General features: G+C 69.6%; 12 protein-coding genes and 1 tRNA gene. 2 read left to right on the plus strand and 11 right to left on the minus strand.

Going from position 1 to position 14,850, the window contains the following annotated elements:
- The 7 genes from pknB to ABEU20_RS07810 form a co-directional block, all read right to left on the minus strand.
- On the minus strand, positions 1–1,932 hold the full coding sequence (gene pknB / locus ABEU20_RS07780) for a Stk1 family PASTA domain-containing Ser/Thr kinase (protein ID WP_420163811.1): 1,932 nt from the start codon (positions 1,930–1,932) through the stop codon (positions 1–3).
- A complete protein-coding gene (locus ABEU20_RS07785; protein ID WP_420163812.1) occupies positions 1,929–3,293 on the minus strand; it encodes a serine/threonine-protein kinase in 1,365 nt (454 codons plus the stop codon). Before ABEU20_RS07785 ends, pknB begins: the two co-directional genes overlap by 4 nt.
- A 3-nt stretch (positions 3,294–3,296) precedes the next feature.
- Positions 3,297–4,784: a peptidoglycan D,D-transpeptidase FtsI family protein gene (locus tag ABEU20_RS07790; protein WP_420163813.1), complete on the minus strand. Its 1,488-nt coding sequence runs from the start codon at positions 4,782–4,784 to the stop codon at positions 3,297–3,299.
- Positions 4,781–6,223 (minus strand): FtsW/RodA/SpoVE family cell cycle protein, encoded by a 1,443-nt coding sequence (locus ABEU20_RS07795; protein WP_420163814.1) that lies wholly within the window; start codon positions 6,221–6,223, stop codon positions 4,781–4,783. The genes ABEU20_RS07790 and ABEU20_RS07795 overlap by 4 nt, the downstream gene beginning before the upstream one ends.
- Positions 6,223–7,674: a PP2C family protein-serine/threonine phosphatase gene (locus ABEU20_RS07800; RefSeq protein ID WP_420163815.1), complete on the minus strand. Its 1,452-nt coding sequence runs from the start codon at positions 7,672–7,674 to the stop codon at positions 6,223–6,225. The genes ABEU20_RS07795 and ABEU20_RS07800 overlap by 1 nt, the downstream gene beginning before the upstream one ends.
- A complete protein-coding gene (locus tag ABEU20_RS07805; RefSeq protein WP_420163816.1) occupies positions 7,671–8,138 on the minus strand; it encodes an FHA domain-containing protein FhaB/FipA in 468 nt (155 codons plus the stop codon). Before ABEU20_RS07805 ends, ABEU20_RS07800 begins: the two co-directional genes overlap by 4 nt.
- A 162-nt stretch (positions 8,139–8,300) precedes the next feature.
- Positions 8,301–9,650 carry a DUF3662 and FHA domain-containing protein gene (locus ABEU20_RS07810; protein ID WP_420163817.1) on the minus strand — a complete coding sequence of 450 codons (1,350 nt, stop codon included), beginning with the start codon at positions 9,648–9,650 and terminating at the stop codon, positions 8,301–8,303.
- Positions 9,651–9,847: 197 nt separating this feature from the next.
- On the opposite strand from ABEU20_RS07810, the gene ABEU20_RS07815 reads away from it, so the two are divergent.
- Positions 9,848–9,930 (plus strand) — tRNA-Leu (locus ABEU20_RS07815).
- A gap of 140 nt (positions 9,931–10,070) precedes the next feature.
- Here the strand turns inward: ABEU20_RS07815 and ABEU20_RS07820 are convergent.
- On the minus strand, positions 10,071–11,030 hold the full coding sequence (locus ABEU20_RS07820; protein ID WP_420163818.1) for an alpha/beta hydrolase family protein: 960 nt from the start codon (positions 11,028–11,030) through the stop codon (positions 10,071–10,073).
- Positions 11,031–11,147: 117 nt separating this feature from the next.
- Here ABEU20_RS07820 and ABEU20_RS07825 point away from each other — a divergent pair, with 117 nt between their 5' ends.
- Positions 11,148–11,735 (plus strand): TetR/AcrR family transcriptional regulator, encoded by a 588-nt coding sequence (locus tag ABEU20_RS07825; protein ID WP_420163819.1) that lies wholly within the window; start codon positions 11,148–11,150, stop codon positions 11,733–11,735.
- A gap of 169 nt (positions 11,736–11,904) precedes the next feature.
- Here the strand turns inward: ABEU20_RS07825 and ABEU20_RS07830 are convergent, their stop codons facing one another.
- The 3 genes from ABEU20_RS07830 to ABEU20_RS07840 form a co-directional block, all read right to left on the minus strand.
- Entirely contained in the window at positions 11,905–12,405 is a 501-nt protein-coding gene (locus ABEU20_RS07830) for a hypothetical protein (RefSeq protein WP_420163820.1), read from the minus strand.
- A gap of 68 nt (positions 12,406–12,473) precedes the next feature.
- Positions 12,474–13,217 (minus strand): IclR family transcriptional regulator, encoded by a 744-nt coding sequence (locus tag ABEU20_RS07835; protein WP_420163821.1) that lies wholly within the window; start codon positions 13,215–13,217, stop codon positions 12,474–12,476.
- Complete coding sequence (locus ABEU20_RS07840; RefSeq protein WP_420163822.1) at positions 13,217–14,704, minus strand: APC family permease; 1,488 nt, start codon at positions 14,702–14,704, stop codon at positions 13,217–13,219. Before ABEU20_RS07840 ends, ABEU20_RS07835 begins: the two co-directional genes overlap by 1 nt.
- Between the last annotated feature and the right edge of the window lie 146 nt (positions 14,705–14,850).

Raw genomic sequence — 14,850 nt, forward strand, 5'->3', positions numbered from 1 at the left:
TCAGCGCGGGATGCCGAGTTCGCCGACGATCACGGTGAGCGGCGCGTTCTTCGCGACGTCGCTGCCCGCGGGCTGCTGCTGCCCGACGATCTTGCCGACCAGGCTGGCGTCGAGCGTCGACTGACGCGTCTGCGTCAGCTGGTTCGACGAGCCCGTCCACCCGGCCTTGCGCAGGGCCTCCACCGCCTGCGACACCGACATCTCGGTGAGGTCGGGCATCGTGAACTGCTTGCCGTTGGACACCTGCACGGTGATGACGTCACCCTTGGCGGCCGTGGAGCCACCCGCCGGCGACGTCGAGATGACCTGTCCCTCGGGCTTGCCGGAGTCGACGGTCGCGACCTGCACCTTGAAGCCGGCACCCTCGATGTTGGGCTGCGCGACGTCGATCGTCTGCCCGATGACGTTCGGCACCCGCACCTGCTCGGGGCCGGAACCCAGCGTGATCGACACCGTGGAGTCGAGGTTGATCTTCGCGCCCGCGGACGGGTCCTGGACGGTCACCTTGTCGAGCTGGGCCGGATCGGACGGGGCACGCTCGACATCGGGGGCGAGGCGCAGTCCGACGGCGTTGAGCGCCTGCGCGGCCTCGTCCTGCGACAGCCCCGACAGTTTCGGCACCTGCACCTGCTCCGGACCCGACGACACCTGCAGCGTGACGGTGCTCTTCTCGCTCACCGACGATCCGGCCGACGGCGTGGTCGCGATGACGTTGCCCTCCGCGACCACCGCGTCCGGACGCGTCTGGATGCTCGTGTCGAGGTTCATCCCCCGCAGTTGTGCCTCGGCGGCCTGCGCCGTCATGCCGGCGACGTTCGGGACCTGGACCGTCGCCGGGTTGGCCACCAGCGACCAGATGAACGCGCCGATGATGCCGACCACGACGACCGCCGCGACGGCGAGCATCGTGTAGCGGGCGGTGTTGCGCTTCTTCGCCGGCGCCGTCGCGGGAACGGCCGCCGGGGCGGCGGTCACCGTCGAGGTCCGCGCGGGCTCGGGGCTGTAACCCGATGCGGTACCGGCACCACCGTCCATCGGACCGAACATCGTGGTGCGGTCCTCGTCGGACATCACCATCGGCGCGCTCGGACGCTGCCCGCCGAGCACCCGGACCAGGTCGCTGCGCATCTCGGCGGCGCTCTGGTAGCGGTTCGCCGGGTTCTTGCTCATCGCCTTGAGGATCACCGAGTCGAGCGCCAGCGGCACCGCCGGATTGACCTGCGACGGCTGCCGCGGATCCTCCCGCACGTGCTGGTAGGCCACGGCCACCGGGGAATCGCCCTTGAACGGGGGCTCACCGGTGAGCACCTCGTACAGGACGCAGCCCAGCGAGTAGACGTCGGAGCGGGCGTCCACCTGCTCGCCGCGGGCCTGCTCCGGCGACAGGTACTGCGCCGTGCCGATCACCGCGGCGGTCTGCGTCATGGGGCTCGAGCTGTCCGAGATCGCCCGCGCGATGCCGAAGTCCATCACCTTCACCGCACCTGCGCGGTTGATCATGATGTTGGCGGGCTTCATGTCGCGGTGCACGATGCCGTTGCGGTGGCTGAAGTCCAGCGCCGCGCAGACGTCGGCGATGACCTCCATCGCCCGCCGTGGCGCCATCGGGCCCTCGCTGCGGATGATGTCGCGCAGCGTGTCGCCGTCGACGTACTCCATCACGATGTACGGCAGCGGACCGGCGTCGGTCTCGGCCTCCCCGGTGTCGTACACCGCGACGATCGCCGGATGGTTCAGCGCGGCCGCGTTCTGCGCCTCACGGCGGAACCGCAGGTAGAACGTGGGGTCGCGGGCCAGGTCGGCGCGCAGCACCTTGATCGCCACGTCGCGGCTCAGCCGCAGGTCCCGTCCCAGGTGCACCTCGGACATGCCGCCGAAGCCGAGAATCTCACCCAGCTCGTACCGGGAAGAGAGATTGCGCGGTGTCGTCATGGCTGTCCTTGCGTGGCCGTGGTGGTCGTGGTCTCGGCCGTCGTGGTGGTCGTCGTCGGCGGGGTGGTCGTGGTCGTCGTCGTCCGCGGCGGTGTGGTGGTCGTCGTGGTGGTCGGCGCCTCGGTCGTGGTGGTGGTCGTGGTCGGCGGCAGCGTCGTGGTGGTGGTCGTCGGCGGCACCGTGGTGGTCGTCGTCCGCGGCGGTGTCGTCCGAGTGGTCGTCACCGGTGCCTTCGACGTCGTCGTCAGGGCCGGCGGCGTGGACGGGCCGTCCGATCCGCCGCCGAACAGCCAGAGTCCCAGCGCGACGATCGCCGCGAGGGTCAGCAGGCCGCCGCCGGCCCACGCGACCGCCTTCTGTCCGCTGGTCCAGCCGCCGCCCTGACCGGCGTCGCCGGCGCCGTCACCATCGTCGCCGTCGAAGCTGCGCTGCTGCTGCGTCGACATCATCGCCGTCGCGGCGCCCGCAGCCACGGGCGGAACCATCCGCGACGGCGCGGTGGGCACGCGGCCCGGCGGTGGCGGCCGACGGCCCGCCCGGACCGCGGCCACCGCGTCGGCGAACTCGCCGCCGTTCGAGTAGCGGCCGGCCGGATCCTTCGTCAGCGTGATGTCGATCAGCTCGCGGATCGGCGCGGGCAGGTCCGTGGGCATCGGCTCCGGCGCTTCCTGCACGTGCTTCATCGCCACCGTCAGCGTGCCGCCGCCGCCGAACGGCCGCCGACCCGACAGGGCCTCGTAGCCGACGACGCCGAGCGAGTACACGTCGCTGGCGGCGGTCGCCTCCTGGCCCAGCGCCTGCTCCGGCGCGATGTACTGCGCGGTGCCCATCACCATCCCGGTCCGGGTCACCGGCGACGCGTCGACGGCCTTCGCGATGCCGAAATCGGTGATCTTCACCTGCCCCGTCGGGGTGATGAGGATGTTGCCGGGCTTGACGTCGCGGTGCACGACGCCCGCCGAATGCGCGACCTGCAGGGCGCGCCCGGTCTGTTCGAGCATGTCCAGGGCATGCGGAATCGACAGCCGACCGACGCGAGCGAGCACCGCGTTGAGCGGCTCACCGGCGACCAGTTCCATCACCAGGTAGGCGAGGTTGGCGCCGGCCTCGTCGCGGGTCTCGCCGTAGTCGTAGACCCCGGCGATGCCCGGATGGTTGAGCTGCGCGGTGGTGCGGGCCTCGATGCGGAACCGTTCGAGGAACTCCGGATCCGACGAGAACTCGGCCTTGAGCACCTTCACCGCGACCCGGCGGTCCAGACGACTGTCGGTCGCCTCCCACACCTGGCCCATGCCGCCGGTCGCGATCAGCCGCTGCAGGCGGTAGCGGCCGCCGATGACCGACCCGTTCGTCAACGACATGGCTCAACCCCTCTGCAATCCGGCCGCGATGACGGCTCGTCCGATCGGTGCCGCGACGGAGCCACCGGTCGCGGCGAGGGCCCGGTCCCCGCCGTCCTCCACGATGACCGCGATCGCGACCGTCGGGTTCTGCGCGGGCGCGAAACCGATGTACCAGGCGTGCGGTGGGGTGTTGCGCGGGTCGCTGCCGTGTTCGGCCGTGCCGGTCTTGGACGCGATCTGCACGCCCGGGATCTTGCCCTGGCCCGCCGTGTTGTTCTCCGAGCCGATCATCAACTGGGTCAGCGTCGCCGCCACCTCGGGCGAGACGGCCCGGCCCAGCGACTTCGGTGTCGTGGTCGCCAGATTCGACAGGTCCGGCCCCTGCAGCTGCGAGACCAGGTGCGATTCCATCCGCATGCCGCCGTTGGCGATGGTCGCGGCGATCTCCGCGTTCTGCAGCGGCGTCAGCGCGACGTCACGCTGGCCGATGCTGGACTGACCGAGCGCCGCGTCGTCCGGGATCGAGCCGATCGTGCTGTCCGCGACCGGGATCGGGATACCCGGGGTGCCCGGCCCGATGCCGAACGCCTTCGACTGGTCGGCCAGCGCGTCGGAGCCGGTCTTGATGCCGAGCTCGACGAACGCGGTGTTGCACGAGCGGGCGAACGCCTCCCGCAGCGACGCCGTCGCCCCGCCGCCACACGTCGAGCCGTTGTAGTTCTCGAGCGTCGTCGACGTGCCCGGCAGTGTGATGTTCGGTGCCGCGGTCAGCTGCTCGTCCGGGTTGGCGCCGTTCTCCAGCGCCGCCGCCGTCACGACCACCTTGAACGTCGAGCCCGGCGGGTACGTCGCGGACACCGCGCGGTTGAGCATCGGCCGGTCCGGGTCAGAGTTCAGTTCGTCCCACGCCGCGGACGTCTCGGCACCGTCGTGACTCGACAGCGTGTTGGGGTCGTAGCTGGGCGTGCTGGCCATCGCGAGAATGTTGCCGGTGCTCGGTTCGATCGCGACCACCGACCCGGTGTAGCCCTTCGCGGTCAGCTCGTCGTACGCGACCTGCTGCATCACCGGATCGATCGTGCTGACGACGTTGCCGCCGCGCGGATCGCGACCCGACACCAGGTCGAAGAACCGCTTGCTGAACAGGCGGTTGTCGGAGCCGTTGAGGACCGGGTCCTCGGCCTTCTCGAGCCCGGCGGTGCCGTACTGCATCGAGTAGAAGCCGGTGACGGGCGCGTTCGCGAACGGGCTCGACGGTGCGGCCGGATTCGGCGGGTACACCCGCAGGTACTTGTAGCGGTCGTCGGTCGGGACCGACGACGCGAGTACCTGCCCGCCCGCGGAGATCTGCCCGCGCTGACGCGAGTACTCGTCGAGCAGCACCCGCGAGTTGCGCGGATCGCCCCGCAGGTCGTCGGCCTTGATCACCTGCACGTAGGTGGCGTTCGCGAGCAGCGCTGCGACCATCACCATGACGGCCAGCGCGACGCGGCGGAGGGGAGTGTTCATTGGCGACCCAACATTTCCGTCGGGGCGTCCGCGATGGGCGCGGGCCCCTTCTTCTTGGGCGCGGCGGGGGTGCGGGCGGCATCGGAGATCTTCATCAGCAGCGCCAACAGCAGGTAGTTCGCGAGCAGCGACGACCCGCCGTACGACACGAACGGCGTGGTCAGGCCGGTGAGCGGGATCAGCTTGGTGACGCCGCCGACGACCACGAAGACCTGAATCGCGATCGTGAACGACAGGCCTGCCGCCAGCAGCTTGCCGAAGCTGTCCCGCACTGCGAGCGCGGTGCGCAGGCCGCGGACCACCAGGATCAGGAACAGCATGAGCACCGCGGCCAGTCCGATCAGACCCAGTTCCTCACCGATCGCGGCGACGATGAAGTCGGTCTTCGCGAACGGCACCTGCGACGGGCGGCCGCTGCCGAGGCCGGTGCCGGCGATGCCGCCGGTGGCCAGGCCGAACAGCGACTGCGAGATCTGGTAGCCGGTGTTCTGGTAGTCGCCGAGCGGGTCGAGCCACGTGTTCACGCGCACCCGGACGTGCCCGAACATCTGGTACGCCAGGAAGAATCCGACGACGAGCAGGGCGCCGCCGATCAGCAGCCAGCCCGCCCGTTCGGTCGCGATGTAGAGCATCACCAGCACGGTGCCGAAGACCAGCAACGACGTGCCGAGGTCCTTCTCGAACACCATGATGCCGACCGAGACGATCCAGGCTACGAGGATCGGGCCGAGGTCGCGCGCTCGGGGCAGGTCCATGCCGAGGAAGTGCCGACCGGCGGTGGTGAACAGATCGCGCTTGGCGACCAGCACCGCCGCGAAGAAGATGATCAGCAGGATCTTCGCGAACTCGCCCGGCTGGATGCTGAACCCGGGCAGCCGGATCCAGATCTTGGCGCCGTTGACCTCGGAGAACCGGGACGGCAGCAGCGCCGGGATCGCGAGTAGCACCAGGCCGGCGAGCCCGACGGTGTAGCTGTAGCGCGCGAGCAGGCGGTAGTCCCGCAACAGGATGAGCACCGCGACGAAGCCGCCGATGGCCAGCGCCGTCCACATCACCTGCTGGTTCGCGTCCGGTGACGGGATCGGCAGGCCCTGGTACACCGCGTTCTCGGCGTCGGCCAGGTCGAGTCGGTGGATCAGCACCAGCCCGAGGCCGTTGAGCAGCGCGACGATGGGCAGCAGCAGTGGGTCCGCGTACGGCGCGTATCGGCGCACCGCGAGGTGCGCGACGAGGAACACAGCGGCGTACGTGAGCCCGTACTTCGCGAGATCCCACGTGATGGTCTGTTCCTGGCTGGCCTCGACCAGCACGAGCGAGATCGTGGTGATCGCGATGGCGCAGCAGATCAGGAGCAGTTCGGTGTTCCGACGCGTCGACTGCGTCGGTGGGGGAGCGAAACCGCCCGGCGGGCTGGGGAACGGTGCGTCGGACGTGGACATCAGCTACCGGTCCTGCAGTTCTGGCCGGGGACCTGTTCGACCGGCGTGGGCGTCGGCGTCGGTGGGGGAGCCGCGGTGGTCGGCGCCGCCCCCTCGGGCGCGGGCGGGGCCGCTTCCGTGGTGGGGGCGGGCGCTTCGGCCGTCGGTGTCGGGTTCGGATTGGGCGTCGGCGTCGCGTTCGGCGTCGGCTCGGGCGTGCACAGCGGCAGCAGATCACTCGAGGCGAGTCGGCGCATCTGTTCGGTCGCGTCGTCCTTCGTGCCGGACGGCAACCCCGCACGCACCTGCTCGCGCGCGGACGGCCGCAGGTCGTCGACGGTCAGCACGTGGCAGCCACTGGGCGCGGCATCCGGTTCGACGAGCGTCAGCTTGCCGTCGTCGGCGACACAGCCGATGAGCGCGCTCTCCTGCAGCGAGTAGCCGAGGAACGAGCCGGGAATGCCCTGCAGCACCGTCACCCGGTCGTCGGACGTCCCGACGTAGTAGTAGTTGCGGATCATGTTCCGGCCCACGAAGAGCCCGACGACGATCAGCGCCACCAGGCCGAGCGCGAGCAGCGTCCAGCGCAGCTTGTGGGACTTCTTCGGCGGCGCTTCCGGCGTCGCCGCGACCCGCTTGGGCGCCGCGCGCGGTGGGCGCATCGCCGCGGCCCGTCCGGCCGCGGTGTTCGGCGGAGGCGTGTCCTCCTCCTCGTCGGATGCCGCGCCGCCGACGATCGGGTGACTCTGCCCGTAGTCGAGGTCGATGACGTCGGCGACGATGACGGTGACGTTGTCCGGTCCGCCACTGCGCAGCGCCAGTTCGATGAGCCGGTCGGCGCACTCGTCGTTGGTGCCCTCGCGCATCGTGTTGGCGATGGTCTCGTCGCTCACGACGTCGGACAGCCCGTCCGAGCACAGCAGGTAGCGGTCGCCGGCGCGGGCCTCGCGCACGGTGAGTGTCGGCTCGATCTCGTTGCCGGTGAGCGCCCGCATGATGAGCGAACGCTGCGGGTGCGTGTGCGCCTGCTCGGCCGTGATGCGTCCCTCGTCGACGAGGGACTGCACGAACGTGTCGTCGCGGGTGATCTGGGTGAGCTGGTCGTCGCGCAGCAGGTAGGCCCGCGAATCGCCGATGTGGACCAGGCCCAGCTTGCTGCCCGCGAACAGGATGGCGGTGAGCGTGGTGCCCATGCCCTCGAGCTCGGGGTCCTCCTCCACGTGGTCGGCGATGGTCGCGTTGCCCTCGTGGGTGGCGGCCTCGAGCTTGCCGAGTAGGTCGCCGCCGGGCTCGTCGTCGTCGAGGTGCGCGAGCGCGGCGATCATCAGCTGCGACGCGACCTCCCCGGCCGCGTGCCCGCCCATGCCGTCGGCGAGCGCCAGCAGCCGCGCACCCGCGTACACGGAATCCTCGTTGTTCGCGCGGACGAGACCGCGGTCGCTTCGGGCCGCGTAGCGGAGGACAAGGGTCACGGGCGGAGCTCGATCACGGTTTTGCCGACGCGAACCGGCGTGCCGAGCGGCACCCGGACGGCCGTGGTGACCTTGGCCCGGTCCAGATAGGTGCCGTTGGTGGAGCCCAGGTCTTCGACGTACCAGTCGGTGCCGCGCGGGGACAGCCGGGCGTGCCGCGTCGACGCGTAGTCGTCGGTCAGCACCAGCGTCGAGTCGTCCGCACGCCCGATCAGGACCGGCTGGGTTCCGAGGGTGATGCGGGTGCCGGCGAGCGCGCCCTGCGTCACGACGAGGTTCTTCGCCACCTTCGTCCGACCGAGCGACGGCAGCACCGACGACGTGCGCGTGAAGCGCGGAGCGGGACGGGCACCGCCCGCGCCCGCATAGATGTCGCTGCGCAGCGTCTTGATCACTGCCCAGACGAAGAGCCAGAGCAGCAGCAGGAAGCCTGCTCGCGTCAGCTGGAGTATCAGTCCCTGCACTGCTCGACACCTCCTTCGGGAGCACGGCGGCGCGGATGCGCAACCGGGGCATTTTCAGCTGGCTGCATCATATGTGGAAGCCGGCGACGGTGATCATGATCTTGCACCGCACCCCGTGTCCGGGATGCGGCCTTCGTGGGCGGAGTTCGGCGTCTGCCGTGGTCAGAGGATGCGCACCAGGATTTCCGAGTGGCCGGCGCGAATCACGTCACCGTCGGCGAGCTGCCAGTCCTGCACGGGCGAGCCGTTCACGGTGGTGCCGTTGGTGGAGCCCAGATCCGACAGCATCGCGACCTGACCGTCCCACCGGATGTCGAAGTGACGGCGCGAGACGCCGGTGTCGGGCAGGCGGAACTGTGCGTCCTGACCACGTCCGACGATGTTGTTGCCGTCGCGCAGCTGGTAGAAGCGTCCGCTGCCGTCCTCGAGCTGCAGGGTCGCGGTGAAGGTGCGTCCGGCCTCGGGCGTGTATCCGGCCTGGTAGCCCTGGCCGTAGCCCTGCTGCTGGTAACCCTGGTCCTGGTAATTCTGGTCGTACCCCTGCTGGCTGTACGCCTGGTTGTACCCGGCCTGGTCGTAGTCGCCCTGCTGGTACTCGGCCTGCTGGTACTCGCCCTGCTGGTAGTCGTACTCGGCGTATCCCTGCTGCTGGTCGTATCCCTGCTGGTAGTCGCCCTGCTGCTGATAGCCCTGGTTGTATCCCTGCTGGTAGCCGGGGTACTGGCCCGGGTACGGCTGCTGCTGGTCGTATCCCTGCTGGTAGTCGCCCTGCTGCTGGTAGCCCTGCTGCTGATAGCCCTGGTCGTAGCCACCCTGCTGGGGGTAGCCCGCGTCCTGCGGGTAGCCCGCGTCCTGCGGGTAGCCGCCCTGCGCTCCGCCGTACGCCTGCTGCTGGTCGTAGCGCGGCTGCGCGTAGCCCTGCGGGTAGTCCTGTTGGTAGCCGCTCTCATCGGCGGGGCCCTGTGCCTGATCCGGGTGGGCGCTGCCGTTGCGCGTGCCGCGGTCGTCGCGCTGCTCGCGACCGGGCTCGTTGCCGGAGTTCTGGGTCATGGGGCCTGCTCCTGGGGTCGGTGAAACGGGTGTCGGGGCGCGCCGGGCCCGCGGATCGGATCCGGATGCGCCGGCGTCGCCGCGGTGAGCATCCGGGTCGACTGACCCGGCGGTCCGGAACTGCCCGGTGTGCAGTGTCGGTGACGGCTCGAATCGGACGTCGATGTCACCGTAGGTCTGCCAGCCCTGTTCTCGGATGTATCCCTCGAGGTGTCGCGCGAAAGATTTCACGGTCAGTTCGTGATCCGACGCCAACTTCGCGTGATCGGACTCGTTGATCGTGACGACATAACTGTTGGGAGCGAGGTAGTGCCCGCCATCCAGCTCCTGGACGCGGTCGGTGGCCTCGCGCTGTAGCGCGGCCTCCACTTCCTGAGGTACGACGCCCCCGCCGAAGACGCGCGCGAAGGCGTCACCGACGGCCCCCTGAAGCTTGCGCTCGAAACGTTGAACGATCCCCACGGCATGAACCTTGCTGTTGTCTGTTCGCGGTCAGTCTGCGTGTCGCGGCTGCAATCAACCCGGCCGCTGCCCCTGCATGATATCCGGACACCCTGTCCGGGGTGTCCGACTAGCCGTTCTCCGAACCCGTTTTTGCGCCTCTACCAGCACGAATCGTCGTTTTTGCAAACTGCGTGCTAGTGTTTCCCACGTCGCTCGGGCGAGTGGCGGAATGGCAGACGCGCTGGCTTCAGGTGCCAGTGTCCTTCGGGACGTGGGGGTTCAAGTCCCCCTTCGCCCACAACGAGCAGTTCCACGAACTGCACAGAACGAGGTCACGAACTCGAAAGAGTTCGTGACCTCGTTTTCGTTGGCCGGGTTGGTGTGAACTGCCACCGGACGTAGTGGTGGGTTCGGCCCGCAGCTCGTGAATGGTCCTGGTTACTTGCTGTCGACGTGACCGATCGGGTGGGCGCTGTCCGCCAGAGCTGCCCGGGCAGCGGCCCAGCCGTCGGCATCGAGCTGGAGCGCGGTGCGGAGGTATGCGGTGCTCATCCGCTGTAGTACGGCCACGCGTTCGGGGTTCTCGTCGGTGGTCTCTGCGACCTCGTATCCGGGGATCCCGCCGAGGGCGTGCTCGGCGTCGTGCAGGGTGAGGAGGTCGGTGGCGCCGGGGCTGAGAATGTATGCGTCCGTGAACCAGTCGGGGCCGCGGCTGGACATGTGGGACTGGTCGTGGTCACCTGCGACGACGAGTGTCGGCGTGGTGAGCTCACGGAACGACGGGTACATGAACGGGAAGTTGGCCTGCGCGAACGGGTGTAGGTCCTCCCCGCCGACGCCGGTTGCGGACAGGAGGATTCCGGCCGCGACGCGGCGGTCGGACATGTCCTCCCCGACCTGCCCGTCCTTGTCCAGGATTCGGGCGCCGAGGAGTGCCTGCGCGGTCTGCGCGCCCCAGGAGTGACCGGCGACGGCGATGCGGGTGTGGTCGACCCGCCCGGTCAGGCCGGGGATGGAGGCCTCGATGGCGGCGAGCTGGTCGAGGATGCGTCCCAGGTCCGCGATCCGCTCGATCCAGATGTCCGGGAAGCGGGGGTCGTCGAATCCGATCCCGTAGCGCCGGGAATCCAGGTGGGTGGGCTGGACCACGACGAAGCCGCGGGAGGCCCAGAACGCGGCCAGCGGCGCGTAGCCGTCGTGGTGCCACCCATTGCCGTGCGAGAACAGCACGATCGGCAGGTCTGATCCGGTGATCGGCGCGGAGACCCGCACCTCGAGCGGCAGCGCGCGGCCCGGGGCGGGCAGTTCGACGGGGGAGACGGAGGCGACGGGAGTGCCGACGCCGACGCGATCGTCGAGGGTGGCCACGAGTGCAGAAGTCTGGACGGAAGAGGTCAAGACGGGGGTCCTTTCGAGGGGCTGTGCCCTGCCATAATGGAAAGCGGAACACTGCTCCGAACAATACGGAGCGGTGTTCCGGATAGCAACCCGTGACGACGTGGAGGAGTGTGTTCTGTGACCGATGAGAGCGAGCGCCGGACGAAGCGCGCCGACGCGCGCCGGAACGAGCAGGCCCTTCTCGACGCGGCGGCGGCGGTGTTCGTCACATCTGGCGTCGACGCGCCGGTGCGGGAGATCGCGGCGAGGGCCGGGGTCGGGATGGGGACGATCTACCGGCATTTCCCGACGCGTCCGGAACTTGTGGTGGCGGTGTACCGCCACCAGGTCGAGGCGTGCGCGGACGCCGGCCCGAGGCTGCTCGACGAAAGCCCGACGCCGGAGGCGGCATTGCGGGCGTGGGTCGCACTGTTCGTGGAGTTCCTGGTCACCAAGCACGGTCTCGCCGGCGCACTGCAGGGCGACAGCGCCGGCTCCGATGCGCTGCACGCTTACTTCGTCGATCGCCTCGTCCCGGTCTGCGGGTCGCTCCTCCAGGCGGCGTTCGGGCGTACCGGCGCCCGGCACGTCCCGCCGGTCGACGCATACAACCTGATGAAGGGCATCGGAAACCTGTGCATCGGGGCGGCCGCGGATCCCGCCTACGACGCCTACCGCCTGGTGCAACTGCTTGTCACCGGCGTACTCAGCGGATCCAATCGGTAGACGAAAAAGACTGGGTCACAACCCTTTTCTATGAAGTGCGCGCGCACTCGACGGTCGACCCGTGAAACGGCCTCGTGCCCGGTGAGGTCCGCTTGCCCGCCTCCTTGCGACCGGGTGGCCAACTCTCCGGAACTCGCGGCCTTCGACGTTTCCGAAGATGTCGGTCCTTTTACGCCCGACCGAACAGCAACGTCTCGACGAGACCGATGCCCGGCGTGGGCGGGTCGCTGATGGTGCTCAGCAGTGCCGCGAGATCGGGCGCGACGTCGGCAGTGATCTCGAACTCGGGTTCGACGCCGTGCACGATCGCGCCGTCGTCGCGGATCGCCAGGTACGAGTACCCGTCGCGGACCGAGAGCAGGATCGGACAGTGTCGGTTCCAGAACGCGGTGACCGCCGCTTCGTCCTCGGCGCTCATGGCCGCGTCCCGGCTCATGTTCTCGAACTCGTTCCAGGCGAACGCATCGTCGGACGGCTCCACGTAGTCGCCGAGCGCGAGGAACCACGTCGTCTCGTCGGGGCTGGACAGCTGGGAGAACGCCGACGCCCAGGCCACCTGGCTCGACGGGACGGACTCCAACGCTGCGGGCGTCGAGGCCTGCTGCGAACCCGGCTCGAAAGACCAACCCGCCGAGCGCAAGCGGCCGATCGCCTCGACGAATGACTCCATCGGCACCACGATAGCGGGGTCAGTCGCAGACCGCGGTGGCCTCGACTTCAGGACATCGGCTGACCTGCTCATGCCGACGTCCGGACACCGCTCGGCACCACCCGGCCCGCGTATTCGCGCAGGAGGTTCACCAGGTCGGGGTCATGAACGGACAGTCGCCCGGTGGGACCGATCGCGGCGAGGCTGCCGACGACGGCACGTCGGTTGTCGTGGACGGGAACCGCGACGGCGGAGCGGCCCACCCGGATCTCGTCGATCTCGCGGGCGGGTTCGCCGCGGCGGATCATCGACAGTTCCACCTCCAGCGCGTCGGGGTCGGTGATGGTGCGGGCGGTGACCTTGCGTAGCGGCCCGGCTGCGAGATCGGGGCGCGACGCGAGCAGCACCTTGCCGATCGCCGACGCGTGTGGGGCGGTCACGAGCGTGCGCTCGCCGGCGAGTTCGTGATCGGGGTCGCGGTCGATCAGGCGCACCCGCCCGTTCTCGTACGACGCGAGATACACGCCGTAGCGGACCTGGGAGCGCAACTCCTCGAGGATCGCGCCGACGTCGACGGGCTGTTCTGCGGCCCCGGCCAATTCGCGGGTGCGCCGTCCCAGGGTGAAGCCGGAGAGGTCGGCGACGCGGACGAGATAGCCGTCGGCGACGAGCAGGTTCAGCAGTCGGTAGGCCGTCGCCTGCGGGATGTCGGCGAGGGCGGCGATCTCTTTCGCCGAGGCCCCCGATCCCAGTTGCGCGGCCGCCTCGAGCAGCGCGAGTGCCCGTTGCACGGCGCGTGGTTCGTTGCCGCCGAGGTCCCGCGCGGGGGCCATCAGCGGGCGTCCCGGCCGACCAGGACGGTGCGGCCGGACGCGTCGGCGGCGAACACACCCGCGCCAGGCAGGACGTCCGCGGATTCGGCGTTGTCGAAGGCGCCCATGCGCAGCAGGGCGTCGGGTCGTCGTCTGCGCAGCCCGGTGCCCCACACCACGCCCGACATCAGCACGGCGGCCACCGCGACCGGAACGACGTACGACGCGTCGATCACGTTGACGTACACCAGGTATCCGAGCACCGACGCTCCGGTGACGCTGCCGAGTGCGCTCGCGGCCAGCACGCCGGGGGTCTGTTCTCCGATGCGGCCGAGGAAGCGCACCGACGCGATCGCGACCACCACGTAGGCGACGATCACGGCGCCGCGCACCACCAGTCTGAGGTCGCCGAACACGACACCGGTTCCGAGCACCGCGAACGCCCCGGCGCCGAGCACGACCACGCCGACCACCAGTGCCAGGGCCGCGTCCGGGGTGCGGAACGAGGCGTGCACCCGCCCGCACCAGCGGGGTAGCGCCCCCTCGACGCCGAGGGAATACACCAGGCGGGACGCGGCGTTCGACGATGCCATCGACGACGCCAGCCACGAACAGCTAAGTCCGACGTTCAACGCCACGACGATGACCGGGCTGACGCCGGTGGCGGTGCCGTGCAAGTACGCGTCGACGAGGGTGTTGCTGCGGCCGGTCCAGGCTGCCCAGCCGGCGAACACGAACAGCGATCCGCAGATCATCGGTGTGAACAGCACGGTGCGGGTGACGGTGACCAGCGGCCGCCGGGACTCGGGTCCGAAGAAGGCGGCACTCTCGAAACCTGCGAGCGCGAACAGTGCCGCGAGGGCGAGGGTCAGCATGCCGTGCCCGGACGTCGGCGGGATCAGCACGGGCGGTGACGAGCTGTCGCCGAACAACATCAGCCCGACGATGAAGGCGAGGGAGCACACTTCCACCGCCAGGATCGTCACGGCCGCGAAGCGGACCCCGCGCACGAGGCAGCAGAGGATGCCCACCGCCAGCGCGAGGTACACCGGTGGTGCAGGTGGGGAGAACCCGGCGAGCCCGCACAGGGCGATCACCGCCTGACCGCCGTGATACAGCGTCATGACGGCGCTGCCGACGTACTTCACCAGCATCGCGACGGCGGCGGTGAGCGCCGCGCGGCTCCCGGATCCCCGGAACGCGAAGCTGTGCAGACCGCCGGCCGCCGCCATGCGCCGGGTGAACTGGGAGACGCAGAACGCGATGAGGGTGACGGCGATCGTCGCGACCAGGATCGTCACGATGCCGCTCACGAGTCGGCCGTGGGTGAGCATCGTGAGCGGCAGCACCACCATGGACACGGCCGGTGCGGTGGTGGCTACGGACTGGGCCAGTACCTCGACACCGGACAGCTGCCGCCGCCCGAGGGCACGCATCGACGACAGCGCGGGACGCTCCGGTTCCCCGGTGGTGAACGAGCGCGCGATCGCGTCGGTGAGTGCGGACACGCGCGTGACGCTAGTCAGCGTGTGTAACAACGATATTGCGTGCGTGCTTCCACTGATCGCACCCGCCTGAGAAGGCGTGGCGATGGCGGCTCGCCTGTTCTCAGTCGAGTCCGCGAAACCGTTTCCCCGGCGACAACTCCGCGACG

Source organism: Rhodococcus parequi (genome assembly GCF_046042785.1).
In the GTDB taxonomy this organism is placed as follows: domain Bacteria; phylum Actinomycetota; class Actinomycetes; order Mycobacteriales; family Mycobacteriaceae; genus Prescottella; species Prescottella parequi.

What these genes read in the sequence shown, in the direction of transcription:
- pknB (WP_420163811.1), bottom strand. Translation starts at nt 1,932, where the DNA reads ATGACGACACCGCGCAATCTCTCTTCCCGGTACGAGCTGGGTGAGATT.
- ABEU20_RS07785 (WP_420163812.1), bottom strand. Translation starts at nt 3,293, where the DNA reads ATGTCGTTGACGAACGGGTCGGTCATCGGCGGCCGCTACCGCCTGCAG.
- ABEU20_RS07790 (WP_420163813.1), bottom strand. Translation starts at nt 4,784, where the DNA reads ATGAACACTCCCCTCCGCCGCGTCGCGCTGGCCGTCATGGTGATGGTC.
- ABEU20_RS07795 (WP_420163814.1), bottom strand. Translation starts at nt 6,223, where the DNA reads ATGTCCACGTCCGACGCACCGTTCCCCAGCCCGCCGGGCGGTTTCGCT.
- ABEU20_RS07830 (WP_420163820.1), bottom strand. Translation starts at nt 12,405, where the DNA reads ATGGAGTCATTCGTCGAGGCGATCGGCCGCTTGCGCTCGGCGGGTTGG.
- ABEU20_RS07835 (WP_420163821.1), bottom strand. Translation starts at nt 13,217, where the DNA reads ATGGCCCCCGCGCGGGACCTCGGCGGCAACGAACCACGCGCCGTGCAA.